The 25,630-nt window shown below is 65.2% G+C and carries 23 protein-coding genes; 14 read left to right on the plus strand and 9 right to left on the minus strand.

Going from position 1 to position 25,630, the window contains the following annotated elements; genetic code table 11:
- Positions 1-230: 230 nt before the first annotated feature.
- From P1K30_RS20195 to P1K30_RS20205, 3 genes are all read left to right on the plus strand, one after another.
- Positions 231-1,451 carry a class I SAM-dependent methyltransferase gene (locus tag P1K30_RS20195; protein ID WP_420852179.1) on the plus strand — a complete coding sequence of 407 codons (1,221 nt, stop codon included), beginning with the start codon at positions 231-233 and terminating at the stop codon, positions 1,449-1,451.
- A 154-nt stretch (positions 1,452-1,605) separates the two neighbouring features.
- Complete coding sequence (locus P1K30_RS20200) at positions 1,606-2,691, plus strand: Zn-dependent alcohol dehydrogenase (protein ID WP_275634590.1); 1,086 nt, start codon at positions 1,606-1,608, stop codon at positions 2,689-2,691.
- Positions 2,692-2,825: 134 nt separating this feature from the next.
- The gene (locus tag P1K30_RS20205) at positions 2,826-3,170 is read left to right on the plus strand and encodes a PRC-barrel domain-containing protein (RefSeq protein ID WP_275634591.1); all 345 of its coding nucleotides are present in this window, start codon (positions 2,826-2,828) and stop codon (positions 3,168-3,170) included.
- 351 nt (positions 3,171-3,521) lie between these two features.
- Here the strand turns inward: P1K30_RS20205 and P1K30_RS20210 are convergent, their stop codons facing one another.
- Positions 3,522-4,184, minus strand: coding sequence for an SOS response-associated peptidase (locus P1K30_RS20210; protein ID WP_275634592.1), 663 nt, complete (start codon positions 4,182-4,184; stop codon positions 3,522-3,524).
- Between the two features lie 324 nt (positions 4,185-4,508).
- On the opposite strand from P1K30_RS20210, the gene P1K30_RS20215 reads away from it, so the two are divergent.
- Positions 4,509-6,896 carry a membrane-bound PQQ-dependent dehydrogenase, glucose/quinate/shikimate family gene (locus tag P1K30_RS20215; protein ID WP_275634593.1) on the plus strand — a complete coding sequence of 796 codons (2,388 nt, stop codon included), beginning with the start codon at positions 4,509-4,511 and terminating at the stop codon, positions 6,894-6,896.
- 132 nt (positions 6,897-7,028) lie between these two features.
- Here the strand turns inward: P1K30_RS20215 and P1K30_RS20220 are convergent, their stop codons facing one another.
- From P1K30_RS20220 to P1K30_RS20245, 6 genes are all read right to left on the minus strand, one after another.
- Positions 7,029-7,286, minus strand: a complete 258-nt coding sequence (locus P1K30_RS20220) for a DUF982 domain-containing protein (RefSeq protein ID WP_275634594.1) — start codon at positions 7,284-7,286, stop codon at positions 7,029-7,031.
- A 165-nt stretch (positions 7,287-7,451) separates the two neighbouring features.
- Positions 7,452-7,613: a hypothetical protein gene (locus P1K30_RS20225; RefSeq protein ID WP_275634595.1), complete on the minus strand. Its 162-nt coding sequence runs from the start codon at positions 7,611-7,613 to the stop codon at positions 7,452-7,454.
- Positions 7,614-7,811: 198 nt separating this feature from the next.
- A complete protein-coding gene (locus tag P1K30_RS20230; RefSeq protein WP_275634596.1) occupies positions 7,812-8,051 on the minus strand; it encodes a hypothetical protein in 240 nt (79 codons plus the stop codon).
- Positions 8,048-8,254 (minus strand): cold-shock protein, encoded by a 207-nt coding sequence (locus P1K30_RS20235; RefSeq protein ID WP_275634597.1) that lies wholly within the window; start codon positions 8,252-8,254, stop codon positions 8,048-8,050. Before P1K30_RS20235 ends, P1K30_RS20230 begins: the two co-directional genes overlap by 4 nt.
- A 403-nt stretch (positions 8,255-8,657) precedes the next feature.
- Positions 8,658-9,740, minus strand: coding sequence for a DUF429 domain-containing protein (locus P1K30_RS20240; RefSeq protein ID WP_275634598.1), 1,083 nt, complete (start codon positions 9,738-9,740; stop codon positions 8,658-8,660).
- A 248-nt stretch (positions 9,741-9,988) separates the two neighbouring features.
- Positions 9,989-11,551, minus strand: coding sequence for a bifunctional metallophosphatase/5'-nucleotidase (locus P1K30_RS20245; protein ID WP_275634599.1), 1,563 nt, complete (start codon positions 11,549-11,551; stop codon positions 9,989-9,991).
- Positions 11,552-11,700: 149 nt separating this feature from the next.
- Between P1K30_RS20245 and P1K30_RS20250 the strand changes: the two genes are divergently transcribed.
- Positions 11,701-12,426: a hypothetical protein gene (locus tag P1K30_RS20250; protein ID WP_275634600.1), complete on the plus strand. Its 726-nt coding sequence runs from the start codon at positions 11,701-11,703 to the stop codon at positions 12,424-12,426.
- Here the strand turns inward: P1K30_RS20250 and P1K30_RS20255 are convergent.
- On the minus strand, positions 12,423-13,958 hold the full coding sequence (locus P1K30_RS20255; RefSeq protein ID WP_275634601.1) for a cryptochrome/photolyase family protein: 1,536 nt from the start codon (positions 13,956-13,958) through the stop codon (positions 12,423-12,425). The two genes, P1K30_RS20250 and P1K30_RS20255, sit on opposite strands and share 4 nt — an antisense overlap.
- Positions 13,955-14,620: an SDR family NAD(P)-dependent oxidoreductase gene (locus tag P1K30_RS20260; protein WP_275634602.1), complete on the minus strand. Its 666-nt coding sequence runs from the start codon at positions 14,618-14,620 to the stop codon at positions 13,955-13,957. Before P1K30_RS20260 ends, P1K30_RS20255 begins: the two co-directional genes overlap by 4 nt.
- Positions 14,621-14,690: 70 nt before the next feature.
- Between P1K30_RS20260 and P1K30_RS20265 the strand changes: the two genes are divergently transcribed.
- From P1K30_RS20265 to P1K30_RS20305, 9 genes are all read left to right on the plus strand, one after another.
- Entirely contained in the window at positions 14,691-15,452 is a 762-nt protein-coding gene (locus P1K30_RS20265) for an SdiA-regulated/phytase-like domain-containing protein (RefSeq protein WP_275634603.1), read from the plus strand.
- A gap of 363 nt (positions 15,453-15,815) precedes the next feature.
- Positions 15,816-17,390, plus strand: a complete 1,575-nt coding sequence (locus tag P1K30_RS20270) for a 2-isopropylmalate synthase (RefSeq protein ID WP_275634604.1) — start codon at positions 15,816-15,818, stop codon at positions 17,388-17,390.
- A gap of 354 nt (positions 17,391-17,744) precedes the next feature.
- Positions 17,745-18,782 (plus strand): rod shape-determining protein, encoded by a 1,038-nt coding sequence (locus tag P1K30_RS20275; RefSeq protein ID WP_275634605.1) that lies wholly within the window; start codon positions 17,745-17,747, stop codon positions 18,780-18,782.
- Between the two features lie 72 nt (positions 18,783-18,854).
- Positions 18,855-19,763 (plus strand): rod shape-determining protein MreC, encoded by a 909-nt coding sequence (mreC, locus tag P1K30_RS20280; RefSeq protein WP_275634606.1) that lies wholly within the window; start codon positions 18,855-18,857, stop codon positions 19,761-19,763.
- Positions 19,756-20,295, plus strand: a complete 540-nt coding sequence (locus P1K30_RS20285) for a rod shape-determining protein MreD (protein WP_275634607.1) — start codon at positions 19,756-19,758, stop codon at positions 20,293-20,295. Before mreC ends, P1K30_RS20285 begins: the two co-directional genes overlap by 8 nt.
- Positions 20,292-22,241 carry a penicillin-binding protein 2 gene (mrdA, locus tag P1K30_RS20290; protein WP_275634608.1) on the plus strand — a complete coding sequence of 650 codons (1,950 nt, stop codon included), beginning with the start codon at positions 20,292-20,294 and terminating at the stop codon, positions 22,239-22,241. Before P1K30_RS20285 ends, mrdA begins: the two co-directional genes overlap by 4 nt.
- Entirely contained in the window at positions 22,238-23,386 is a 1,149-nt protein-coding gene (rodA, locus tag P1K30_RS20295; protein ID WP_275634609.1) for a rod shape-determining protein RodA, read from the plus strand. Before mrdA ends, rodA begins: the two co-directional genes overlap by 4 nt.
- A complete protein-coding gene (locus tag P1K30_RS20300; RefSeq protein WP_275634610.1) occupies positions 23,383-24,315 on the plus strand; it encodes a 2-hydroxyacid dehydrogenase in 933 nt (310 codons plus the stop codon). The genes rodA and P1K30_RS20300 overlap by 4 nt, the downstream gene beginning before the upstream one ends.
- Before the next feature lie 151 nt (positions 24,316-24,466).
- Entirely contained in the window at positions 24,467-25,426 is a 960-nt protein-coding gene (locus tag P1K30_RS20305; protein WP_275634611.1) for a LysR substrate-binding domain-containing protein, read from the plus strand.
- Positions 25,427-25,630 lie beyond the last annotated feature (204 nt).

Consider the following 25,630-nt stretch of genomic DNA (forward strand, 5'->3'; position numbering starts at 1 on the left):
AATGCACATGACGCGGAACCTTTCGGCGGCACGGTGCGTTAAAGCATGTCGGGTTAATGAAAAGTTAATATTGATTTCTGGACAAGTGCCCGACCTAGTCGCAAGCTTTGCTTGTTTCTAATGCATTCCGCGTCGCCTTGCGGGTCGCAGAAACCCCCAAGGCAGCCTCCGGCCGGTCAGCCGGACTGCGGGATTGGGGGTGAAAAATGTATGAAAAAATCTTCGACCGAATGCTGCGGACACTCATGCGGCAGGGCAACTTCCGTGTCACCTATCCGGATGGCGGCACGAAATCCTATGGCGACGGCAAGGGAACGGCCGTCCATGTCACCGTTCACGACAAGGCCACGCTGAAGCAACTGGCGCTTAATCCGGAACTCGGTCTTGGCGAAAGCTACATGAACGGCACGCTGACGATCGAAAATGACGACATCTACGGCCTGCTGACGCTGGCCATCGTCAACATGCACGCGGGCAACGCGCCGGGCTGGATCGCCTCGGCCGGAAAGCTGCGCAATGGGCTGCGCTGGATCGCGCAGAACAACCCGGTGGGCAAGGCAAAGGACAACGTCGCGCATCACTACGATCTGTCCGGCCAGCTGTACGATCTGTTTCTGGACACCGACAAGCAATACAGCTGCGCCTACTTCGAACGTCCGGACATGACGCTGGAAGAAGCGCAGGTCGCCAAGAAACGCCACATCGCCAAGAAGCTGTTGATCGAGCCGGGCATGACCGTGCTGGACATCGGCTGTGGCTGGGGCGGCATGGGGCTGACGCTGGCGCGCGAATACGGTGCGAAAGTGGTCGGCGTGACCCTGTCCGAGGAACAGCACAAGATCGCCCGCGCCCGGGCCCGCGCCGAGGGGCTGGAGGATCAGGTCGACTTCCGCCTGATGGATTATCGCGACGTGACCGAAACCTTCGACCGCATCGTGTCGGTGGGCATGTTCGAACACGTCGGCGTGCCGCATTACCGCGAGTATTTCTCGAACGTGCGTGACCGGCTGGCCGAGGACGGCGTCGCGTTGATCCACTTTATCGGTCGCACCGACCCGCCCGGCGCCACCAACCCGTGGGTGACAAAGTACATCTTCCCGGGTGGCTACTGTCCGTCGATTTCCGAGTCGATGAAGGCGGTCGAGAAGGAACGGCTGTACACCTGCGACATCGAGGTCTGGCGGCTGCACTATGCCGAGACGCTGAAGCACTGGCACGATCGTTTCATGGCGAACCGCGACCGGGTCGAAGCCCTGTACGACGAACGGTTCTGCCGCATGTGGCGGTTCTATCTGGTGGCCTGCGAGCTGACGTTCCGGCTGAACGACCAGTGCGTGTTCCAGTACCAGCTGGCCCGCAAGCAGGAAGCCGTACCGCTGACACGCGATTATCTCTACCGTGACGATGTCGAACCGGTCCGCGCGCCGGTCGCGACCCACGCGGCCGAGTAAACATCTGGCGTAGAGGGATTTTCTAGAAAATCCTGACGGGCACGATCTTCTAGAAGATCGTGCGCCGCAGCCCTGCCCAACATTCGCGCTTGCCAGCCGGCGTCTCCTGCGGCCAGTCTTTCCCGGGGACAGATGTCTTGGGGAGGCACGCATCATGACACAGGCCAAGGCAGCCGTCTGCCGCGCGTTCGGCGAACCGCTCGTGATCGAGGACATCACGCTGGCCGATCCCGCCCCCGGCGAGGTCGAGGTGCGGATCGCCGCCTGCGCGGTCTGTCATTCCGACATATCCTGCGCCGATGGCGGCTGGGGCGGTGACCTGCCCGCCGTCTACGGCCACGAGGCAGCGGGCCGTGTCACGCGGGTCGGCACAGGCGTGTCGGGCATTGCCGAGGGCGACACCGTGCTGGTGACACTGTTCCGCGCCTGCGGCCAGTGCCCGTCCTGCGTCGACAACCACCCCGGGGCCTGCCAGACCGTCACCGACCGCAGCGACCACCCGATCAGCGGCGCGGATGGCACCCCGTATGCGCAAGGCGTCCGTACCGGCGCCTTCGCAGAAGCGGTCGTCGTGGACCAGTCGCAACTGGTGCCGATCCCGGCGGATCTGCCGATGGACGCCGCCTGCCTTCTGTCCTGCGGAGTGATCACCGGCATCGGTGCCGTGGTGAACAGCGCCGGGCTGCGGGCCGGCCAGCGCGCGGTGATCATCGGCGCCGGGGGCGTCGGGCTGAACGCGATACAGGGCGCCCGGATCGCAGGCGCCTCGCATGTCGTGGCGGTGGACATGGTGCCCGAGAAGCTGGACATCGCGATGGAATTCGGCGCCACCGCCGCCGTGCTGGGCACCGGCGAGCGTCCGTGGTCGCAGGCCAAGAAGATCATGGGCGGCGGCGCGGATCACGTCTTCGTCGCGACCGGCGCCATCGCAGCGTTCGACACGGCGGCGCGCTACCTTGGATTTCACGGCAAGATGACCATCGTCGGGATGCCGCATTCCGGCCAGACCACCCGCTATGAACCCGTTGTCGTCGCCGCCACCGTGCAGCAGATCCTTGGATCGAAGATGGGCGACGGCGTGCCCCGGCGCGACATTCCGTGGATGATCGACCTGTACCGGCAGGGCCGCCTGAAGCTCGACGAACTGGTATCCGGCCGTTATCCGCTGGACGCCATCAACGAAGCGATCGCCGACACGCGGACAGGGTCCGCGAAACGCAACGTGATCGTGTTCGACTGACAGCCGCACAGGCACGCGGCCTGTCCGGCACCAGACATGCGCCAACTTCCGCCGCGCCGCAGCGTGCGACAGGGTCGGAACCGCCTTGCTGTACCATCCGTTGACTCCCCGGATATGTGAGAGGAGGCAATCCCATGACCACGACAGCAATCATCTCGTCCGACCGCGTCAACGGCACCAATGTCTATGCCCGCGACGGCGAAAAGATCGGCCACATCGACCACCTGATGATCGACAAAAGCTCGGGCCGTGTGCCCTATGCCGTGAGGCATTTCGGCGGGTTTCTTGGCCTTGGGGAAGAGGAATACCCCGTGCCGTGGGAAAAACTGACCTACGACACGGCCAAGGACGGCTATGTTACCGACATCACCCGCGAACAGGTCGAAGGCGCGCCGCGCTCTGACAAGGATTGGCATGGCAACCGCGATTACGAACAGCGGCTGCATGACCACTACCTTGTGAACCCCTACTGGATGTGATCGCGGGCCGGGGCCATCCGGCAGGCGCCCCCCTGCCCGGCCCAGCCCAAGATCGCGAAGGCCCTTCCCCGGATGGAGTCAGTCCCGTTCGGGGGAGGGCCGCAGGTTTTGCCGCACTGTGTCGGCCTTGGATCGCTGCGGTTGAGTGTGCCAGCGGCAGCACACCAAACGGGAAACAATGCCCTAATTAAGTCTCATTCTGTTTTTAATTTAACGACATAAGGCGCCTGTTTGGCGCTTTCTCAGTAGTGTGAGTATGCCCTTTTTTCCGCCTCAACTTGACAGGTCGCGTCCCGCGCGGCCTGTTTTTTGTTGGACAAGACCGGCTTTTTCCAATGGCTGGACGGACGCCTAGTCGATCGGTTCGATCAGATCCGGTCCGCTGGCGCGGTTCGAGTTCACTTTGCGGTCGACCCGGTGGAACGTGAACCCATCCGACGGCGCATCCTTCATCAGAACCGCCGCGCCCTTGCCTTCCTCGCCCAGCCACAAGCCCCAGTTCTCGGGCCGGACCGTGACGGGCATCCGGTGGTGGATCTCTGTCATCGGGCCCGAGGCTTCCGTGGTCACGATGGCACAGGTGGTGAACGCCTCGCCGTCCCGCTCCCAGTCCTGCCAGACCCCCGCGAACACCAAGGGCGACTCGTCCTCGTGCGTGATGTACCACGGCAGGCGGTTGTCTTCGGCGTCCTTGGTCCATTCGTAGAAGCCGCTGGCCGGGATAAGGCAGCGCCGCTCGCGGCAGGCGGCGCGGAAGGCGGGCTTTTCGGCCACCGTCTCGGCCCGCGCGTTGATCAGCAACGGGCCGTCGTTGGGCTTCTTGTACCAGTGCGGGATGAATCCCCACCGCATCGGGCCAAGGTGCCGCACCCCGTCGCCGCTGACCACCGTGAAGATGCTGTTGGTCGGGCAGACGTTGAAGTTCGGCACGTCGGGAAGATCGTTCGCCGGGGTGGCGTCGAACATCTGGACCATCGCGTCCGGCGGCAGGGTGATAGCGAAACGTCCGCACATGGGCAGGAACGTAGGGCAGCGGGGGGCGCGGGGCCAGTACGGGATGCGCGGTCCGCCGCGTTCGACCGCCACGCAGCGCCTAACTCGGACGGATCAAGATCAAAGTCAGCCCACTCGCCCCGCACGCGGGTGCGCAGACCGCGCATTCGCGGGGCCATAGCCCAACCGGCGGGTAACTCATGAAAATTCCACATGAATGGAATGCACGAAATGAACATAGACCCCGCCCGCGTTTCGCGTTCTTCGAGCAGGACAATTGGCGCCAATAGCCTGCCCTTTGCAGCGGACTGGCGGCCAGATCCCTGAAATTGAAGGACGGACCATATGCTGGACCAACCTATTGATAAGCCGTGGAAGAAGGTAAGCCTTCTGATCCTTGGCCTTATCCTGACCGCCACGGGCCTTGCGCTGCTGGGCGGCGGGCTTCGCCTGCTGATGCTGGGCGGCTCGATCTACTTCGCACCTGCGGGCCTTGCGCTTACCGTGTCGGGGGTGCTGACAATTCTGCGCAAACCCGCGGGCGCGCTGCTGTACCTTGCGACCTTCGTCGTCACTGTGCTTTGGGCGCTTAGCACCAGCGCCTTCGCGCTTTGGCCGCTGATCTCGGACCTGATGGCCCCCGCCGTGCTGGCCGTGGCCGTGCTGCTTCTGATGCCGGCCTATAAATTCAAGCCGGGCCGGTCCTACAAGGCGCCGCGCATCGCCGCCGGTGTCCTGACGCTGGGCATCATCGCCACCTTCGTGGGCGCGTTCCAGACCCAGTGGATCGTCAAGCCGCAGGACAACCCGGACCTCGCCTCTGGCGCCGGTGTGTCCGCGCCCGCCGATGAAAACTGGGCGGTCTGGGGCGGCAACGCCGAAGGCACGCGCTTTTCGTCGCTGACCCAACTGACGCCGGAAAACGTGGCCCAGCTGGAACCCGCATGGACCTATCGCACCGGCGAAGTCCCCGTGGGCGGCGAGGGTCACATCGTGGTCCCGCTTCAGGTGGACGGCATGCTGTACGGCTGCACGCACACCTCGCGCCTGTTCGCCGTCGACAGCGAAACCGGCGAAGAGATCTGGACCTTCGACCCCGATGCGGAAGGCAACATCTTCCCGCGCTGCCGGGGCGTGATCTACTACGACGCCAACGCGGACCAGTCGCCCGCCGAACGTGACGGCGATGTCGAAGCTTTGGACGTCGATGCGCTGTGTTCGCGCCGCATCATCTCGTCGACCGTGGACGCGCGCCTTGTGGCCGTGGACGCGCTGACCGGCGAACCCTGTGCCGAGTTCGGTGAGAACGGCATCTTCGACCTGCGCAACGGCATGGGCGAGATCAAGACCGGCTACTACTTCCAGACGTCGTCGCCCACCGTGGGCCGTGGCCTGATCGTCATCGGCGGCTGGGTGCACGACAACGCCGAAGTGGGCGAGCCTTCGGGCGTGATCCGCGCCTTCGACGCCCGCACCGCCGAACTCGTCTGGGCATGGGATCTGGGCGATCCGTCGATCACCCTGCTGCCGCCCCCGGGCGAAAGCTATTCCCGCGGGACGCCGAACGTCTGGTCGACCATGTCCTACGACGACACGCTTGGCTTGGTGTATCTGCCGGTCGGCAACGCGACCCCCGACTTTTGGGGCGGCCACCGTTCGGATGCGGCGAACGAGTACTCCTCGTCCATCGTCGCGCTGAACATCGAAACCGGCCGCGAAGCGTGGCACTTCCAGACCACCCACCACGACCTGTGGGACTACGACGTCGCCTCGCAGCCGGTGTTGTATGACGCACCCGACGGCAACGGCGGCACCATCCCGGCGGTCTACCAGCCCACCAAGCGCGGCCACATCTTCGCGCTGAACCGTGAAACAGGCGAACCCATCGTGCCGGTCGAGGAACGCCCCGTTCCCACCGACGGCGTCGACAACGAAACCTATTCCCCGACGCAGCCGTATTCGACCTTCCCCTCTTTCGGGACGGAAGAACTGTCGGAAAACCGCATGTGGGGCGCCACGCTGCTGGACCAGCTGTACTGCCGGGTCCGGTTCAAGGGCGCACGCTACGAGGGTGACTTCACCCCGCTGACGACCGATCCCACCATCATCTACCCCGGCTGGTCCGGCGGGATGAACTGGGGCTCTGTGTCGATCAACGAGGACGAGGGCATCATGATCGTCAACGACATCCGTCTGCCGATCATCTCGCGCCTGATCGAACGGGAAACCTACGACGAGATGGCGGAAAGCGGCGACACACACGGTGGCGCGGCGGCCATGGCAGGCACCCCCTATGGCCTGCAACAGGATCGCTTCATGTCGCCGCTTGGCATCCCCTGCCAAGAGCCGCCGTTCGGCACCCTGTCGGCCGTCAACCTGAACACCAACGATGTCCTGTGGTCCAAGCCCCTTGGCACCATCAAGGACGCCGGCCCGCTGGGCATCGCCACCGGGATCAACATCCCGATCGGCCTGCCCACCCTTGGCGGTTCGGTCAACACGGCCTCGGGTCTGGTCTTCATGGCCGGCACGCAGGACTACTACATCCGTGCGCTGGACGTTCACACCGGGGAAGAGCTGTGGAAGGGCCGTCTGCCCGTCGGCGGCGAAACCAGCCCGATGACCTATGTCTCGCCGGAAAGCGGTCGCCAGTTCGTGGTGATCACCGTCGGCGGCAACCGTGCCACCCCGATCCGGGGCGACTATATCATGGCGTTCGCCCTGCCCGAGTAAGGCGGCGAAGGTTGATCAGAAATCCCGGCCAGGATGACCCTGGCCGGGATTTTTTATGCGCAGCTGCCAAAGACGGAAGGGCGGATAACGCGCGCAGCGATCTCCGATAGCCGTGCTTGGACCGGCTTCGGGTCAAGCCTGGCCTGCGGCGGCGGGAACGAACCCAGCCGACAGGGCGGCAGCAAGGAAGGCTTGCCGCGCGTCCTCGACCGGGCTCAGGCATTCCATCGCCGCCTCGACCTTCGCGATCGCCGAACGGCGCGCGGAATCCGAGACAGGCCATTTGCGGCGCAGCCAGTAGCGGGCTTTTTCGATGGTGCCGAACCGCTCGGCGTCGCCGGCATGCGGGGTAAGCAGGACCACGGGCTGGCCCCAATGTACTTCGATCATTTTCTTTCTTTCTCGTCTGGCGATCCGGGCCGCCCGTCGGGGGCATGCCTGCGGCGCGGACCCGTCTGGTCCGGCGCCGGGATCGGATAGTATGCGGCGGTGGTCCGGCCTGTCGGATGCCGCCTGCGCGGGGCGCGGGCGAGCCCATCCGGTGGTCTGACAGCCTCAGTCGTCGGTGTCTTCACCCGAGGCGTCCGCAGTGCCCGGCTTGGACTTCGGCAAGGGAAACTTGCCAAAACCGAAACGCTTGCCACCCACGGGTTTCTTCGCCGGCGTGCTCAGGAATTCCTTGAGATCCAGCTGCTTCTTGGGGCTTGAATAACCCATTATTCTTCTCCTCTTCCTGTTCGAACGAACCGGTCCGTCAGGGGTAACAGCCCCCCAAAAGCCGGTTCGGACGGCAACGCGCGGAACAGCCGGGACCAGTGAAGGTTGCCCCGTTCGACGCGCTTGCCTGTTATGTCGGTATCGGGTGCCCGGGCAGCACCTTGCGGTGCGCCCCGGCGCAATCGCGGTACGGACGGTTCAGTCCGAGCCGCCGGCGTCCCGTGCTTCACGAGCCGCCTTGAGGCGCGCGGTCTTGGCCGCGCGCTCCTTGGCCTCTTCCTCCAGAACGAGCTTGGCGTTCTCGGTGGTCTTGTCGAGCGCGGTCACCGGCTCGGCGGCCTTCGCCTTGGAGGCGGAAACGCTGGGCGTCAGTCTTTTCCCACCGTTCCCCTCCTGAGCCGGAACACCCGCAAGCAGGTCTTCCAGCGACGGCCTCAAGCGAGCGCCAGGTTGCTGGCGGACTCGCGGCCGTCGCGGCCGGTCTCAACGTCAAACGTCACCTTCTGGCCGTCGTCAATCTGGCTGATGCCAGCGCGCTCGACAGCGGAGATGTGCAGAAAGACATCCTTGCTGCCCTCTTCCGGCTGAATGAAGCCGAAGCCTTTGGTAGAGTTGAACCATTTCACGGTGCCATTGGCCATATCCGTGTCTCCTGTAAAAACGCTGCCCGCGGCATTGCGACAGCCCGGCGAAAGTCGATCCAAGTCGATCAACCGATCCCGGGTAAACGGACACAGCATTTCGAAGAGAAGAAACGTAAGCCTGCAACACATGGGGGTTCGCGGAGGATAACACAAGGACTCATTTATGCGGCCGGGACGGCGGCGTTCCCGGCCACAGCCCCCGCGCGGGCCAGCGCATCGGCCGCAGCCGGTCGTTTGTCGGAGAGGCCTTGGACACCTTCACCACCGCCTCGTGGGGCATGGGTGGCGCGAGCCGTCCGTAAAGGGGCAGGACGGGCAGCGGGGTGTTGGTGACTAAATCGGGTGAATGCCTTACCTCAGTGCAGATAGTCAGCGTCTCCAGCGCACTGGGTGGGTGATGCTAATTATCGGGTTGGCTCGGAATTATCTTACGCCCCGCAGCGATAGCTTCCCACGCCTCTGCATAAGGCATTAAGTCCTCATGCAAAGCTTTCCAATGCGCGTCGATGCCGCTCCACCCTTTTCCGCGAAAAAGATGCCCGCAAACGGGGCAGCGCTTTTGAACGGAGAGGTCGCGACCGTCGTCAGCTTTGCCGACTTCACCTGCCGGGTAGGGAAGATAACCGGGCCTCGCCAACTGAAGCGCAGACGGAACCCGCACAGCATCACGGCTCCAAGCCACGTTCATGGGAACGTTCCGCAAAGCCGCAGAACGCACTAAAACATCCATGGTCTCAGAAGTGACCGGAGTTACGATGTAGCCGTTGTCTCTATCTCCAATGACGGCAGTCTCTTCTGGCGGTCGCCTTCTAAAAATGAATCCGACCATCAGACAGATCAACGCGTCGAGGTTATCTTGATCAGCCTTGGTAGGCTTTTCCAAACCGCCTAAAAAATTCGCAGCGGAGGCAACAGGATGAAGTCCCATGGCTCGAGAGGCCCTCTCGACTCCCGATGTGACTAGCTGCCAATCCTGTGTATAATACTTTCTTCCCACCGGGTTGTACTTAGCCGCACGTCTCCGAAACCAAATTTCGGGTATGATTGAAGGCAGAGCCAGCGCAGGGAACACTTCGATCAAAAATTCTCCATGGGATGCAAGCCGAGCCACAGCTGGATTTTCTCGAGCATTAACTTGGTCTAGAAAATTCCATATTGGCGCGTCGCTGCCAAACATAGAGGTTTTGCTGCGATTTGCGGGCTGCACACCTCCGCCGATTGCGTTGACGATACTACCTGCGACCCGTTCAACAGGTCTACACCCTGAGGTGTTCGGAACCAAAGTGGGCTGGTCAATTGCAATAAGTGTGAAGTCGGACTCAACAACCACGTCGCGGGTCAGTGCCAATGCGTCATCGAAGCTGGCGGGCTGGGGAAATCGGAATCCGGAAATCTGTCCATTTTTCATGGTAATAGAGCAGATCGCGCCGGGTGCCTTATTGGCCCAAGCAGAGTCAAAGCCGATGATCGTTTCCGTAACCAATTTTGCCTCTTTTGGGGTAGATTAGCCTATCCGAGATGTCTCAGTTCCAAACGTAGATATAGTCTCACGCTTCTCATTTCCGCAGGTTGGAACCTGCTCAGCATTTTGCCAGCGACACCGCGCCACACCAAGAGGCGCCGAAAACTTTGCTGTGCTGCGTTTCCCAAAAAAGGCTAGGACGCCTCCCCCCAACGCACAAGGCCCGCAGCACTGCCGCGGGCCTTTCTATTTCCTCACCCCGTCCGGGATTATTCGGCCATCGTGATCCGGCCGTCGGTGTAGGGCGTGTAGGGGCCGCTTTCGGCGAGGTACTCGGCGACCACGTCGGCAAGGTCGGGGCCGAAATCATAGGCGTTCTCGGCATCCACGAACATGGAATAGCCGTCGCCGCCGTTGCGGACGTAGTTGTTGGACACCACGCCATAGGTCGCTTCGGGATCGATCGGCTCGCCGCCGACCATCACGTCCGAGACGCGGCTGCCGGGCTCGGCGGACGCGGTGACGGTAAAGCTGATGCCCGCAACCTGCGGGAACCGGCCGCCGCCGTCCTCGATCTGGCTGACGCCGTTTTCAAGCGCCTCGATCAGGGTCGCGCCGCTGACCTGGAAGGTCGACAGCGTGTTCTGGAACGGCAGCACCGTCAGGACCTCGCCCATCGTGACCTCGCCCGCGTCGATCGACGACCGCAGGCCGCCGCCGTTGGCGATCGCGACCTCGATGCCCTGATCGGCCACCCGGGCCAGCATCGCGTCGGCCACCAGCGTGCCCATCTGGCATTCCATCGCGCGGCAGACTTCGCGGCTGCCTTCGATGGCTTCGGAGGTCTCGGCGACCACCTCGTTGCGGATCTCGTCCAGCGGCGCCGCCATTTCGGTGATGCGCGCCTTGGTGGTCTCGTCCTCGGTCACCGAAGCGTCCAGCAGGATCGGCTCGCCCACGGCCTCGGTGATGACGCCGTCATCGTCGAAGGTCACGTTCAGCTCGCCCAGGAACTTGCCGTATGCATAGGCCTGCACGATGGCAGTGGTGCCGACCATGATCGGGTACGGGCCTTTCGCGCCCTCGATCGTGTTGGACAGCAGGCTGTTGTCGTGGCCGCCGACGATGATGTCGACGTCGGGGTTCGCCTCGGCCACGGCGCGGTCGACGTTCAGGCCCGAGTGCGACAGCACGACGATCTTGTTGACGCCTTCTGCCTTCAACCTTTCGACTTCGGCGGCGACGGCATCGGCGGGGGGCGTGAAGATGATGTTCTTGCCCGGGCTGGCCAGTTCGTCGGTGTCCTGCGGGGTCAGACCGATCATGCCGATCTTCTCGCCGTCTTTCTCGATGATGATCGACTTCTGGATCGCGTCGGTCAGGATCGGCTCGCCCGAGATATCGGCGTTCGACATCAGGATCGGGAAGTCGACCGCTTCGGTGAAGCCTTTCAGAACCTCGGGGCCGTCGTCGAACTCGTGGTTGCCGACGGTCATCCCGTCGTACCCCATCTTGTTCATCATCTCGGCCGCGGCCTTGCCCTTGTAGTAGGTGTAGAACAGCGTGCCCTGGAACTGGTCGCCGCCGTCCACCAGAAGGTAGTTGCCAGCGCGTTCCTTAGCCGCTTCGACGGCGGTCACAAGGCGCGCAGAGCCGCCGAAGCATTCGCCCGCGTCGTTGTCCTCGGCCCCGCAGGTCGAATCGTATTTCGAGATCGGCTCGAACCGTGCGTGGAAATCGTTGGTGTGAAGAATCGTTATTTTGTACTCGGCGGACGCCATTCCGGCGGTCAGGCCCAGGACCGCCGTGGCGGTCAGGAAACGAGCGAGCATTTAGGGTCTCCCAGTTGGTTTATCGTGACAGACTGACCGCGTAACGCGACGGAGTCAAAAGCCTTTCCCGCGCACCCTAGCGGTATGACATGACAGGGCCGAGACGCTGCCGCATTGCGCGGCATCCCGCCGCCCCTATATGCCTTTGCATGGGTATCGTGCGTTTTCTTGGGCTGTGCGTCCGGTCGGTCGCCGTGGCCGCCGTGGTCGGCGGCGCGCTGGCGTTCGCCGCCGTCCCCAGCCCCTATCGCGCCTTCACCCCCGACCTTTACGACCTGACCGAGGTGGCGCCCGACGTCTATATCGACGACCCGACCGCCGCGCCGCGCGTGCTGCAACACATCGAAGCGGCGAAAGCGAACGTCCAAGCCTTCTTCGGCCCGTTGCAGACGGATCCGGTCTGGGTGCTGTGCACGACGTCCGAGTGCGAGGCGCGGATGGGACTGTCGGCGAACGGCATGACCTTCGGCTTCCACCTGATCCTGATGGGCCCGCGCGGCGTGAACGAGATGATCATGACCCATGAACGGGTACACGTCGAACTGCACCGCAACCTGTCGGCGGCGGACATCCTTGGCCCCAAGTACCCGGCGTGGTTCGACGAAGGGCTGGCGACCTACCTGTCCGGCGACGACCGGCCGTGGATGCCCGCCAACCCGCGTGAATCTGACTGGATTCGCGAAGCGAAGGACTTCTTTTCGTGGGTGCGCCTGCGCGAGGGCCGCGACTGGCGCGACAGCTATGGCGCCGCCGCGCGGCTGGTGGCCGAGATCGAAGAGGTCGCCGGGCGCGAGGGGCTGCGCGACCTGATCCGGCGCGTGGGCGAGAACGGCGAGGACTTCGATACCGTCTATGCCGACACGATGCGCCGTTAGATCCGGTCACCCTTCGACAGCCGATCCAGCAAATCCTCGGCCTCTGCCAGCACCGTCTTGCGGTGATCCGCGTCCATGCGGTCCCATGTGCGGTACATGTTGCCCATGCGGTGATTGCCCTCGAACCGCTCGCGGTGGCGGTCGAGGAACTGCCAGTACAACAGATTGAACGGGCACGCGTCCGGTCCGGTCTTGTCCTTCACCTTGTAGCGGCAGTCCTTGCAGTAGTCGGACATCCGGTCGATGTAGCTGCCCGACGAAACATAGGGTTTCGATCCCAACAGCCCGCCGTCCGCGAACTGGCTCATCCCAACCGTGTTCGGCGCCTCGACCCATTCATAGGCGTCGGCGTAGACCTCGAGATACCATTCGTGCACCGCGTGCGGGTTCACCCCGGCCAGCAGGGCGAAGTTGCCGGTGATCATCAGGCGCTGGATGTGATGGGCATAAGCCTCGTCCCGGGTCTGGGAGACCGCGTGGGCGACGCAGGCCATGTCGGTCTCGGCCGACCAGTAGAAATCGGGCAGTTTGCGCTGGTGGTTCAGGGCGTTGCGGCGAGGATAGTCCTCGCCCTCCAGAAAGTAGATCCCGCGCACGTATTCGCGCCAGCCAAGGATCTGCCGGATGAACCCCTCGGCGGCATTGATCGGCACGTCCCCGGCCTTCCACGCATCCTCGGCCGCGCGGCAGACCTCCAGCGGGTCAAGCAGCCCAGCGTTCAGGTAGACCGAGATGACGGCGTGATAGAGGAACTTCTCGTCCCTCAGCATGGCGTCCTGAAAATCGCCGAAGCGCGGCAGCGCGTGCGTGATGAAATGCGCCAGCGCCCGCCGCGCCTGTCCCCGGGCGGTGGCGAACCAGAACGGCCGCAGGGCCCCGAAATTTTGCGCGAATTTCGCGTCTACTAGGTCGAGAACCTTGTCGACGGTCTCGTCCGGGGTGAACTGCATCGGGGCGGTGTCGACCCCGTGCGGCGGCGGCTTGCGGTTTTCCTTGTCGAAATTCCACGCGCCGCCCGCGGGCTTGTCGCCCTCCATCAGCAGGCCGGTCTTGCGCCGCATCTCGCGATAGAAATACTCCATCCGCAGCGCCTTGCGCCCCTCTGCCCATTGCTCGAACTCGGCATGGGTACAGATAAAGCGCCGGTCCTCAAACCGCCGGACTTTCACCGGCGCGGCAGAGGCGAAGTCTTCCAGTACCCGGATCAGCCGCCACTCGCCGGGCTGGGTATACAGCACCTCGTCCGCGCCGGTTTCATCCAGCCGCCGCATCAGTTCGCCGTCGATGGACCCGGCATTATCCGGATCGTCGAGCGGGGTGTAGGCGACCGTCCAGCCATCCTTGCGCAGCGCGTCGGCGAACTTGCGCATCGCGGCGAACAGGAAGGCGATCTTCTTGGGGTGATGCGCGACATAGGACGCCTCGGCCATGACCTCGGCCATCACCACGGTGTCGGTTTCACGGTCGGCCTTCTGCAACGCGGTCAGATCGGGCGACAGCTGGTCGCCCAGCACCAGCACAAGGCGGCTCACCACGGGATCTCCTTGCCCGCATAGTCATAGAACCCGCCCGTCTTCGCAGGCGTCAGCCCGTCCAGCACATCCAGCAGGTTGCCCGCCGCCTTGGCCGGGGGCGTGGCGTTCTCTGGCGACACGAAATCAGAGGTGAACGGCGTCGCGACCGTGCCGGGGTGCAGCGCCACGCAGACAGCCTTCTTATGGGTCCGCGCCAGTTCGATCGCAGCGGTATGCACGATCTGGTTCACCGCCGCTTTCGCCGCGCGGTAGCCGTACCAGCCGCCAAGCCCGTTGTCGCCGATCGATCCGACCCGCGCCGACAGCACCCCCACCGCCGACGGCGCATCGCGCGTCAACAGGCGGGGCACATGCTTCAGGATCAGCGCGGGGCCAAGCGCGTTCACGGCAAACTGCTGTGTCAGATAGGCGGCGTCGATCTGCTTCAGCGCCTTCTCGGGCGCCCGCCCCCCGGATTGAAGCGCGCCCGTGGCCACCACGATCCGGTCGAAGGTCGTGTCCAACGCACCGAGGTGCCGATCCACGCTGTCGGGATCGGTGATGTCCAGCCCGTCGCCGCTGCGCGACAGGCCCGTCACCTTGCCCCCCCTTGCCGTTGCCTCGGAAAACAGCGCGGCCCCGATGCCGCCCGACGAACCGATCACCAATACGCGTGTCATGAACCCTCTCGCTTGACCGGGCGTGACCTAGCGCCAAGCTGGGGAAAGACGAGTCGCCCGGGAGACCCCCATGCGCCTGACCGCCCTTGTCGTTCTTGCGTCCGCGCTGCCCTCGGCCGCGCTGGACCTGAAGCTGTCCGGCTTCTACGACCTGAACCGCCCCGCCAGCCTTGAATACGATCCCGCCTTTTGCGGCCTGTGGATCGCCAACGAGGGGCCCGAGATGATCCTTGTCACGCTGGACGGGATCGAACTGCGGCGTTGGCGCAGCGACCTGTTCCGGATCAAGGCGGTGGCGCTGGAGGATGGCCACGTCGTCGTCAGCGACGGCGCGGGCCAGTATCAGCGGCTGACGAAGGAGGGCACCGCCCTTGGCGCGCCGTTCCGGCTGGGCAACGTGCGTGCGATGACCGAAGGCATGGTGGTGCTGCCCGACGGGACGCTGGTGCTGGTCGAGGACGACCCGGCCCGCATCATCTGGACCGACATGGACGGCAACGTGTCGCGCACGCTGTCCGGCGACGCCTTTGACCCGCCGCTGACCGAACCGCAGGGCATCGCGCGGGATCCACGCACCGGCCACCTGCTGGTGGTGGACGACTGGGAGGGGACGAACTCGCTGTACGAGCTCGACCCCGAGGGGCGGCTGCTGGGAACGACGCCGCTGATCGCCTATGGCCGCGACCCCGAGGGGATCGCGATCCGCGCCGGGGCGAACCTTGTGTTCATGGCGTTCGACGGCGGCGCGCGGATCGCGGCCTTCGACTATGTGCCCACCGTGGGCGCGGGGGCCGAGGTGCCGCGGCCGGGGGCGGACTGTATGATCTCTTGAACATGACCTCTTGAACGGGGCGAAGGATGGGGGCTCTGCGCCCGTCGCGACGAAGGGCGCGCATGGAAGCGTGCAAGGGGGGCTCTGCCCCCGCCGCTGCGCGGCTCCCCCGAGGTATTTTCGAAGAGAAGAAGCCGGGAACGGCAGGGGCAAATTTTCGCTTTCGCATTCTTCGGTCGCCATGCTATGTCGCTTTGCATGATGACCCGGCAGCATATCGCATCCCCGACCGCGCTTCGCGCGGCGCTGCCCCTTGCCGGTCTCCTGCTCCTTAGCCGCCTCTGAGCGTGCCCTTTCGGCGCGACCGCTCAGAGGAGGAGACGCCCGCGCCAAAGGCTTAAGGACAACAGACGGAATTCAGACATGACCCAGACCGACCCCAACCGCGTGTTGATTTTCGACACCACGCTGCGTGACGGCGAGCAATCGCCCGGCGCGACCATGACCCACGAAGAGAAGCTGGAGATCGCCCAGCTGCTTGACGAGATGGGCGTCGACATCATCGAGGCGGGCTTTCCCATCGCCTCGGAAGGCGATTTCGCCGCGGTGTCGGAGATTGCGAAGCAGTCGCAGAATGCCACCATCTGCGGGCTGGCGCGCGCCAACTTCAAGGACATCGACCGCTGCTGGGAGGCCGTGAAGCACGCGCGCTCGCCGCGGATCCACACCTTTATCGGCACATCGCCGCTGCACCGCGCCATCCCGGACCTGACGATGGACGAGATGGCCGACCGCATTCACGATACGGTCACCCACGCGCGCAACCTGTGCGACAACGTCCAGTGGTCGCCGATGGATGCGACGCGGACCGAGTGGGATTACCTGAAGCGGGTGGTGGGCATCGCGATCAACGCGGGCGCGACCACGATCAACATCCCCGACACCGTGGGCTACACCGCCCCGGAGGAAAGCGCCGACCTGATCCGCCAGCTGATCGCCGAGGTGCCGGGCGCCGAGGACGTGATCTTCGCAACGCACTGCCACAACGACCTTGGTATGGCGACGGCGAACTCGCTGGCCGCTGTCGCGGGCGGCGCGCGCCAGATCGAATGCACGATCAACGGGCTGGGCGAACGGGCCGGCAACACCGCGCTGGAAGAGATCGTGATGGCGCTGAAGGTGCGCCACGACATCATGCCGTGGTCCACCGGCGTCGACACGACGAGGATCATGAACATCTCGCGCCGGGTCGCCACGGTGTCCGGCTTTGCCGTGCAGTACAACAAGGCGATCGTCGGCAAGAACGCCTTCGCGCACGAAAGCGGCATCCACCAGGACGGGATGCTGAAGAACGCCGAGACCTTCGAGATCATGCGCCCCGCTGATGTCGGCCTGACCGAGACGAACATCGTCATGGGCAAGCATTCGGGCCGCGCCGCGCTGCGGTCCAAGTTGAATAACCTGGGCTATGAACTGGCGGACAACCAGCTGAACGACATGTTCGTCCGGTTCAAGGCGCTGGCCGACCGCAAGAAAGAGGTCTTCGACGAGGATCTCGTGGCGCTGATGCGCGACACCGCCGTCGAGGTGGGCAACGAGCGCATTCAGGTGAAGTTCCTGCGCGTGATCTGCGGCACCGAGGCGCCGCAGTCGGCCGACCTGACCCTGACGATCGACGGCAAGGACGAGCAGGTCACCGCCACCGGCGACGGCCCGGTCGACGCCACCTTCAACGCGGTGAAGAAGCTGTTCCCGCACGAGGCGCATCTGCAGCTGTACCAGATCAACGCGGTGACCGAGGGCACCGACGCGCAGGCCACCGTGCATGTGCGGCTGGAACAGGACGGGCGTATCGCGACCGGCCAGTCCAGCGACACGGACACCGTCGTCGCGTCGGCCAAGGCCTATGTCACGGCGCTGAACCGGCTGCTGGTGCGGCTGGGCAAGACCGCGCCGGATGCCGACGTGAAGGGCATTAGCTACAAGGACGTCGGGTAATCCCGGCGGCACAGGCCCTGCGCCGACCCCCTTTGCGGAAAAAAATACAGACCGGGCCACGACACGGCCCGGTCTGCTCTTGATCCAGCCAGAATTTCACAAATCGAACATTCGACGGTGACTATTGCGGTGGCTTGCAGCTTGTCGCGCACTTCCCCGACAATCGGCCACGCTTTCACTTTTCTGGCAGCCGGCAAATTGTCGCCCGTCTTGGGGCCCCTGCCCGGCATTTGGGCGGATCGCCGCCACCGGCCCCCTTTTCCTTGGACCGAGCCGTCCATATAACACCCCCCGGTGCGCCGACATGAGTCCCGCGCCCAAGCTGCCTTTACCCGGAACGAAGGTGCCGCCCGCATGTCTTTTCTCTCTGGCCTGTTCTCTGCCGACATGGCCATCGACCTCGGAACCGCCAACACGCTGGTCTACGTCAAGGGACGTGGCGTGATCCTGAACGAGCCCTCCGTCGTGGCCTATCACGTCAAAGACGGGCGCAAGCAGGTGCTGGCCGTGGGCGAGGATGCCAAGCTGATGCTGGGCCGGACGCCCGGTTCGATCGAGGCGATCCGCCCGATGCGCGAAGGCGTGATCGCCGACTTCGACGTGGCCGAGGAGATGATCAAGCACTTCATCCGCAAGGTGCACCGCCGGACGACCTTCTCGAAACCGAAGATCATCGTCTGCGTGCCGCACGGCGCCACGCCGGTGGAAAAGCGGGCGATCCGGCAGTCGGTGCTGTCGGCGGGCGCGCGCCGCGCCGGGCTGATCGCGGAACCGATCGCCGCCGCCATCGGCGCGGGGATGCCGATCACCGACCCGACCGGCAGCATGGTCGTCGACATCGGCGGCGGCACCACCGAGGTTGCCGTGCTGTCGCTGGGCGACATCGTCTATGCCCGGTCCGTCCGCGTCGGCGGTGACCGCATGGACGAGGCGATCATCAACTATCTCCGCCGCCAGCAGAACCTGCTGATCGGCGAAAGCACGGCCGAGCGCATCAAGACCTCGATCGGCACCGCCCGGATGCCCGACGACGGGCGCGGCGCGTCGATGCAGATCCGGGGCCGCGACCTGCTGAACGGTGTGCCGAAGGAAACCGAAGTCAGCCAGGCGCAGGTCGCCGAGGCGCTGGCCGAGCCGGTCATGACCATCTGCGAGGCGGTGATGACGGCGCTGGAAGCCACCCCGCCGGATCTGGCCGCCGACATCGTCGACCGTGGCGTGATGCTGACGGGCGGCGGCGCGCTGCTGGGCGAACTCGACCTTGCGCTGCGCGAACAGACGGGTCTGGCGATATCGGTCGCCGATGAATCACTCAATTGTGTGGCTCTCGGAACCGGTAAGGCGCTGGAATATGAAAAACAGCTTCGGCATGTGATAGACTACGAAAGCTGACGGGGTCACCGACCCCTGCCCCAGCCGACCCTTGCGGCCGGCCGGGTGCGAACCGGCGACGCGGAGACGGACGTGGCCAGAAACGGAACGAAGAACGGCGGAAGCGACAGTTATGTCCGCCCGGTCAGGCGTATCCTGATCGGCGTGCTTCTGTTTGCGCTGTTCGCGACCTTCCTGTTTTGGCGGATCGACAGCCCCCGCGCCGAACGGCTGCGCGCGCAGGTCATCGACCGGTTCGTGCCCAGCTTCTCGTTCGTGATGGTGCCGGTGACCAAGGTTGTCGACATGGTCGAGAACTTTCAGTCCTACACCCGCATCTACGAACAGAACCAGGAACTGCGGCGCGAATTGCAGCAGATGAAGGCGTGGAAGGAAGCGGCGCTTCAGCTGGAACAGGAGAACGCCAAGCTTCTGGACCTGAACAACGTGCGGCTCGATCCGAAGCTGACCTTCGTCACCGGCGTGGTTCTGGCGGACAGCGGGTCGCCGTTCCGGCAGTCGGTGCTGCTGAACATTGGCGAGCGTGACGGCATCGTCGATGGTTGGGCCGCGACCGACGGGCTGGGGCTGGTGGGCCGGATCAGCGGTGTCGGATCGAACACCGCGCGGGTGATCCTGCTGACCGATTCCAACAGCCGCATCCCGGTGACGATCCAGCCCTCGGGGCAGAAGGCGATCCTGTCCGGTGACAACACCAAGTTGCCGCCGATCGATTTTCTGGAAAGCCCCGAGCTGGTGCGGCCCGGCGACCGTGTCGTCAGCTCGGGCGACGGCGGCGTGTTCCCCGCAGGCGTGCTGGTGGGCACCGTCGTGCAGGGGCCGGACCGCAGGCTGCGCATCCGGCTGGCCGCCGACTACGAGCGGCTGGAGTACCTGCGTGTGCTGCGGTCGCATCCGAAGGCGCCGGTGACCGATCCGGGGCGGCTGGTGCTGCCGCCGGAAGAGTCGCTTGGCCTGTTGGAAGAGGCGGGCGATGGATAGGAACCGCGCCACCGTCCGTTGGCTGTACGGCGCGCTGTATGCCGGGCTCGCGCTGTTCCTGATGCTGATGCACATCCTGCCGACCGACCTTGGCCCCGACGGTTATCCGGGGCCCGACCTGCTGTTGTGCATCACCCTTGCGTGGGTGCTGCGCCGTCCGCAGTACGTGCCGACGCTGCTGATCGCCGCCGTCTTCCTGATGACTGACCTGCTGTACATGCGCCCGCCGGGTCTGTGGACGGCGCTGGTGGTGATCGCGGTCGAGGCGCTGCGCTCGCGCGAGGCGACGCTGCGCGAACAGCCGCTGATGGTCGAAATCGTGACCGTCGCGGTGTTTCTTGCGATGATCCATATCGGGTACTGGTTGTTGTTGCTGCTGTTCGCCGTGCCGCAGGCCCGGTTCGCGCTGCTGCTGCTTGAAATGATCGCGACGCTTGTCACCTACCCGATCGTCGTCGTGCTGGCGCGGGTCGTGTTCAAGGTGCAGAAAATCAACCCCGCAGACTTCGATGCCACGAGGGCCGCGAAATGAGACGTACTCCGAAAGACACCGAGGCCGGCGCCCGCAAGGTCAGCCGCCGCGGGTTCGTTCTGGGCGGCGCGATGGCCGCCTTCGCCGCGCTGCTGACGGCGCGGATGCGGTACATGCAGGTGGACCAGGCGGACCAGTTCCGCCTGCTGGCCGACGAGAACCGGATCAACATCCGGCTGATCGCCCCGTCGCGCGGGCTGATCTATGACCGCAACGGCGTGATCCTTGCCGAGAACGAGCAGAACTATCGCGTCGTGATGGTCAAGGAAGATGCCGGTGATGTTGAAGAAGTGCTGGGAAGACTGCAAAGGATCATAAAACTTCCCGAAGAAGAGTTGGAAAGGGTAAAGAACGAGATCGACCGCCGCAGCCCGTTCGTGCCCGTCACGGTGGCCGACCGGCTAAGCTGGGAAGCATTCTCGGAGGTGGCGGTGAACGCCCCCGCCCTGCCCGGCGTCAGTCCCGAAGTCGGGCAAAGCCGGATCTATCCGATGGACCGCGACTTCGCGCATATCGTCGGCTACGTCGGCCCGGTCAGCGACTATGACCTGACCGAGGGCTACCTGTCCGAGGACGAGGATCCCGTCCTGCAGATCCCGAAATTCCAGGTCGGCAAGACCGGGGTCGAGGCGCGGATGGAACACGACTTGCGCGGTCAGGCCGGGACCCGCCGGATCGAGGTGAATGCCCAAGGCCGCGTGATGCGCGAACTGGACCGGGTCGAGGGCGGCGCCGGCGACAACGTCCAGATGACCATCGACAGCGCGCTGCAGAACTACATTCAGGTCCGGCTGGGCGAGGAAAGCGCAAGCGCGGTCGTGATGGACTGCGGCAGCGGCGACATCCTTGGGATCGCATCCGCCCCGTCCTTTGACCCGAACCTGTTCGTGCGCGGCATCAGCGTGCCCGACTACCGCGCGCTTCTCGAGAACGACCACCGCCCGCTGTCGAACAAGACCGTACAGGGCGCGTATCCGCCCGGCTCGACCTTCAAGATGGTGGTGGCGCTGGCGGCGCTGGAGGACGGCGTGATCGACCGCGAGGAATCGATCTTCTGCGGCGGCTACAAGGAACTGGGCCAGCGCCGGTTCCACTGCTGGCGGCGGGGCGGCCACGGCCGTCTGTCGCTGTCCGGCGCGCTGGAACAATCCTGCGACGTCTATTTCTACGAGATCGCCGAACGCGTGGGGATCGAGAAGATCACCGCGATGGCGCGTCGGCTGGGCCTTGGGCAGCGCCACGACGTGCCGCTGTCCGCCGTGGTCGAGGGCCTGACCCCCACCAAGGCATGGAAGCGCGAGAACCGCGACGCCGACTGGCTGATCGGCGACACGCTGAACGCCGGGATCGGACAGGGCTTCGTGCTGGCCTCGCCGCTGCAGCTGGCGGTGATGACCTCGCGCATCGCGACCGGCCGCGCGCTGACGCCGCGGCTGATCAAGTCGATCAACGCCGAAGAGATCGTGCAAGAGGCCGGCGTGCTGGATATCGATCCGGACCACCTGAACTATGTCCGCGAGGGCATGTGGGCGGTGACGAACGGCCGACACGGCAGCGCCCGGTCCAGCCGGGTGGTGGCGGACGGCATGGAGCTTGCCGGCAAGACCGGCACCAGTCAGGTGCGCAACATCACCGCGGCGGAACGCGCGCGCGGCGTGACCAGCAACGACGACCTGCCGTGGAACCGGCGCGACCACGCGCTGTTCGTGTGCTACGCGCCCTATGACCGGCCGCAGGTCGCCTGTTCGGTCGTGGTCGAACACGGCGGCGGCGGTTCGGCGGTGGCGGCGCCCATCGCGCGGGACATCATGTTGCAGGCGCTGTACGGCGGCACCCCGCCGCTGGACGCGTACCCGTCCAGCCAGCGCGGCACGATCCGCACACGCCAGCAGGAACTGCCGCTGCGCGACCCGTCCAGCTATTCAGGCGGTAAGATCCGCGCGTGAGCTATCTTGAGTATACCGTCAAGCGGGTGCCGACCGGCATCTCGAAGGTGTTGTACCTGAACTGGGCGATCCTGCTGCTGGTGTCGGCGGCGGCCTCTGTCGGGTTCATCATGCTGTATTCGGTCGCGGGCGGCTCGATGTCTCCTTGGGTCGAACCGCAGATGAAGCGGTTCGCGCTGGGGCTGGTGCTGATGATCTCGGTCGCGATGGTCCCGATCTGGTTCTGGCGCAATATCTCTGGCGTGGCCTATGCCGTGTCTTTGTTGCTGCTGATCGGGGTGGAGTTCATGGGCGCCATCGGCATGGGCGCCCAGCGGTGGATCGAGATCGGCGGCTTTCGTCTGCAACCCTCCGAGCTGATGAAGGTCACGCTCGTGATGCTGCTGGCGGCCTATTACGACTGGCTTGACGTCAAAAAGGTGTCGCGGCCGCTTTGGGTGGTGGTGCCCGTGGTGCTGATCCTGCTGCCCACGTACCTTGTGCTGCGCCAGCCCGACCTTGGCACCGCGCTGCTGCTGGTGATCGGCGGCGCGCTTGTGATGTTCGTGGCGGGCGTGAACTGGATGTACTTCGCCGCGGTGGCGGCGGCGGGCGGCGGCATGGTGACGGCGGTGTTCTATTCCCGCGGCACGGCGTGGCAGTTGCTGAAAGACTACCAGTACCGGCGGATCGACACCTTCCTGAACCCGGAAACGGATCCGCTGGGCGCGGGCTATCACATCACCCAGTCGAAGATCGCGCTGGGGTCCGGCGGCTGGACCGGACGCGGCTTCATGCAGGGCACCCAGTCGCGGCTGAACTTCCTGCCCGAGAAGCACACCGACTTCATCTTCACCACGCTGGCCGAGGAATTCGGGTTCATCGGCGGCGTGTCGTTGCTGTCGATCTACGCGCTGATCATCTTCTTCTGCGTCGTGTCCGCGATGAACAACCAGAACCGGTATGGCGCGATCCTGACCTTGGGGATCGCGGCGACGTTCTTCCTGTATTTCGCGGTGAACATGTCGATGGTCATGGGGCTGGCCCCCGTGGTGGGCGTGCCGCTGCCGCTGGTCAGCTATGGCGGCTCGGCGATGCTGGTGCTACTCATTGCCTTCGGACTGGTCCAGTCCGCCCACATACACCGACCCAGACTGCGCTCATGACACTGAAGATCCTGTTCGACGGCGGCGCCGACCGCTGGCCCGATTATCGCGACCCGCTGACCGCCGCGCTGGCGGCGGCAGGCATCGACGCCGAAATCCGGCTGGACTGGCCCCCGGCCGAGGTCGATTACATCATCTATGCCCCGCGCGACACGCCCACCGACTTTTCGCCCTTCACCCGCGCCAAGGCGGTGCTGAACCTGTGGGCCGGGGTCGAGAAGATCACCGGCAACCCCACCCTGACCCAGCCGCTGACCCGGATGGTCGACACCGGCCTGACCGAGGGCATGGTGGAATACGTCACCGGCCACGTGCTGCGCCATCACCTTGGGATGGATGCGCATATCGTGAACCCGGACCACACCTGGCACTGGGCGCCGCCGCCGCTGGCGCGCAACCGTCCCGTCACGGTGCTGGGCCTTGGCGAACTGGGCAGCGCCTGCGCCCGCGCGCTGGCGGCGCTGAATTTTCCCGTCACCGGCTGGAGCCGCAGCCAGAAGGACATCGAGGGCGTCACCTGCCTGTCCGGCGACGATGGGTTGGCGCGGGCCCTGTCGACGGCAGAGATCCTTGTCCTGCTGCTGCCCGACACGCCGGCGACCACGAACCTGATGGATGCCGACCGGCTGGCGGCGCTGCCGGAGGGCGCGGTCATCGTGAACCCCGGCCGCGGGCCGCTGATCGACGACGACGCCCTGATCGCGGCGCTGGACCGGGGCCACGTCGGCCACGCGACGCTGGACGTGTTCCGGGTCGAGCCGCTGCCGGCGGATCACCCGTTCTGGGCGCATCCCAAGGTGACGATCACCCCCCACGTCGCCAGCGAGACCCGCGCCGACACCGCGTCCGAGGTGGTCGCCGAGAACATCCGCCGGTCCGAGGCGGGCGAGCCTTTGTTGTTCCGCGTCGACCGCGACGCCGGGTACTGAGGGACGCGCGGCAAAGAGGGGGCGTTGCCCCCCGCGCGCTGCGCCCGCTCCCTCCCCCCAAGGTACTTGGAAAGAGAAGAAGCGCAGGGGGCGGGGACCGGACGATTTGGACCGGACACTTCGGACTGGGCGCTGAAAGGACCGTGCGGGCATGAAGCTGAACCCTCTGAGGATATTTCTGGCCATCGTGGACACCGGGAGTCAGCATGGGGCCGCGCGCGCGTTGGGGCTGAGCCAGCCTGCGGTGACGAAGGCGTTGCAGCGGCTGGAGACCGATCTGGACGTGCGGCTGTTCGACCGGTCCGTTCATGGCGCGGAACTGACCGAGTACGGGCAGGCCTTGCTGATGCACGCGCGGCTGGTCGATGCCGAGCTGAAGGCCGGGATCGACACGCTGAACCACATCAAGGGCGAACGGGCCGGGTCGGTGTCGGTTGCGCTGGCGCATATGCCCGCGACGTTGCTGATGCCGCGCGTTATGAGCGGGTTCCGCAAGGAGTGGCCCGACGTGCGGGTCCGCGTCGCCGCCAGCGCCTATCCGTTCCTGCTGCCGCAGGTCCGCGAGGGGGCGCTGGATTTCGCGATCTCGCCCGCGCCGGAAGAGAACTGGCCCGAGGACCTGCTGCGCGTGCCGCTGCTGTCGACCACGCTGACGCCCGTCGTCCGCATCGGGCATCCGCTGGCGGGCGCAACCTCGCTTGAGGCGCTTGCCGAGGCGGAGTGGGTGCTGCCGACGCAGGAATGCGCCACCGCACAGGCGTTGCGGGCGGCGATGCACGGGGCCGGACTGCCGCGACCGGCCTGCATGGTGACCTGCGAGACCTTCACCGGGCTGATGACGACGGTTTCGGCCAGCGACATGGTCGGGCTGATCCCGCTGGAGATGGTGCATTCCATCGCCGCACCCGTGGGCGTGGTCGAGGTGCCCGTCGCCGAGCGGATGCAGGGCGCGGACCTGTGCCTGATCCGGCGGCGCGCCAGCGTGCCGACCCCGGCGGCCGCCGCGCTGGCCGACCGGCTGGCGCGGGCGGCGCGGGCCCTGCCCGGCGGTGTGTCCGAGACGGCCGCGACCGGCGGCGGTGCGGCCCCGGTTCCGGCAGGCGACCGCTGACGGGATAACCATCGGTTATCACCCTGATTATTTTTTGGCTTCCGGGCTGTTGTCGGGCCCCTATGGTGAAAGCTGTCCCTGCGCCAGCGCGTCTCCTCCGAGGCTGGCCAGCCGGGCCGCGACCCGTTGCGGCGGGTCATGCGCAGACCGCCAAGAAACACCCGAGGCGCACCCATGTGCCCGGCTCCATCAACAGGGAGTTCT

Source organism: Psychromarinibacter halotolerans (assembly GCF_029168315.1).
Taxonomy (GTDB): Bacteria; Pseudomonadota; Alphaproteobacteria; order Rhodobacterales; family Rhodobacteraceae; genus Psychromarinibacter; species Psychromarinibacter halotolerans.

Bases quoted from the DNA above. Each gene is read 5' to 3' on its own strand.
- P1K30_RS20195 (WP_420852179.1), top strand. From the start codon at position 231: ATGCTGCGGACACTCATGCGGCAGGGCAACTTCCGTGTCACCTATCCG.
- P1K30_RS20200 (WP_275634590.1), top strand. From the start codon at position 1,606: ATGACACAGGCCAAGGCAGCCGTCTGCCGCGCGTTCGGCGAACCGCTC.
- P1K30_RS20205 (WP_275634591.1), top strand. From the start codon at position 2,826: ATGACCACGACAGCAATCATCTCGTCCGACCGCGTCAACGGCACCAAT.
- P1K30_RS20210 (WP_275634592.1), bottom strand. From the start codon at position 4,184: ATGTGCGGACGTTTCGCTATCACCCTGCCGCCGGACGCGATGGTCCAG.
- P1K30_RS20215 (WP_275634593.1), top strand. From the start codon at position 4,509: ATGCTGGACCAACCTATTGATAAGCCGTGGAAGAAGGTAAGCCTTCTG.
- P1K30_RS20220 (WP_275634594.1), bottom strand. From the start codon at position 7,286: ATGATCGAAGTACATTGGGGCCAGCCCGTGGTCCTGCTTACCCCGCAT.
- P1K30_RS20225 (WP_275634595.1), bottom strand. From the start codon at position 7,613: ATGGGTTATTCAAGCCCCAAGAAGCAGCTGGATCTCAAGGAATTCCTG.
- P1K30_RS20235 (WP_275634597.1), bottom strand. From the start codon at position 8,254: ATGGCCAATGGCACCGTGAAATGGTTCAACTCTACCAAAGGCTTCGGC.
- P1K30_RS20245 (WP_275634599.1), bottom strand. From the start codon at position 11,551: ATGCTCGCTCGTTTCCTGACCGCCACGGCGGTCCTGGGCCTGACCGCC.
- P1K30_RS20250 (WP_275634600.1), top strand. From the start codon at position 11,701: ATGGGTATCGTGCGTTTTCTTGGGCTGTGCGTCCGGTCGGTCGCCGTG.
- P1K30_RS20260 (WP_275634602.1), bottom strand. From the start codon at position 14,620: ATGACACGCGTATTGGTGATCGGTTCGTCGGGCGGCATCGGGGCCGCG.
- P1K30_RS20265 (WP_275634603.1), top strand. From the start codon at position 14,691: ATGCGCCTGACCGCCCTTGTCGTTCTTGCGTCCGCGCTGCCCTCGGCC.
- P1K30_RS20270 (WP_275634604.1), top strand. From the start codon at position 15,816: ATGACCCAGACCGACCCCAACCGCGTGTTGATTTTCGACACCACGCTG.
- P1K30_RS20275 (WP_275634605.1), top strand. From the start codon at position 17,745: ATGTCTTTTCTCTCTGGCCTGTTCTCTGCCGACATGGCCATCGACCTC.
- P1K30_RS20285 (WP_275634607.1), top strand. From the start codon at position 19,756: ATGGATAGGAACCGCGCCACCGTCCGTTGGCTGTACGGCGCGCTGTAT.
- mrdA (WP_275634608.1), top strand. From the start codon at position 20,292: ATGAGACGTACTCCGAAAGACACCGAGGCCGGCGCCCGCAAGGTCAGC.
- P1K30_RS20300 (WP_275634610.1), top strand. From the start codon at position 23,383: ATGACACTGAAGATCCTGTTCGACGGCGGCGCCGACCGCTGGCCCGAT.
- P1K30_RS20305 (WP_275634611.1), top strand. From the start codon at position 24,467: ATGAAGCTGAACCCTCTGAGGATATTTCTGGCCATCGTGGACACCGGG.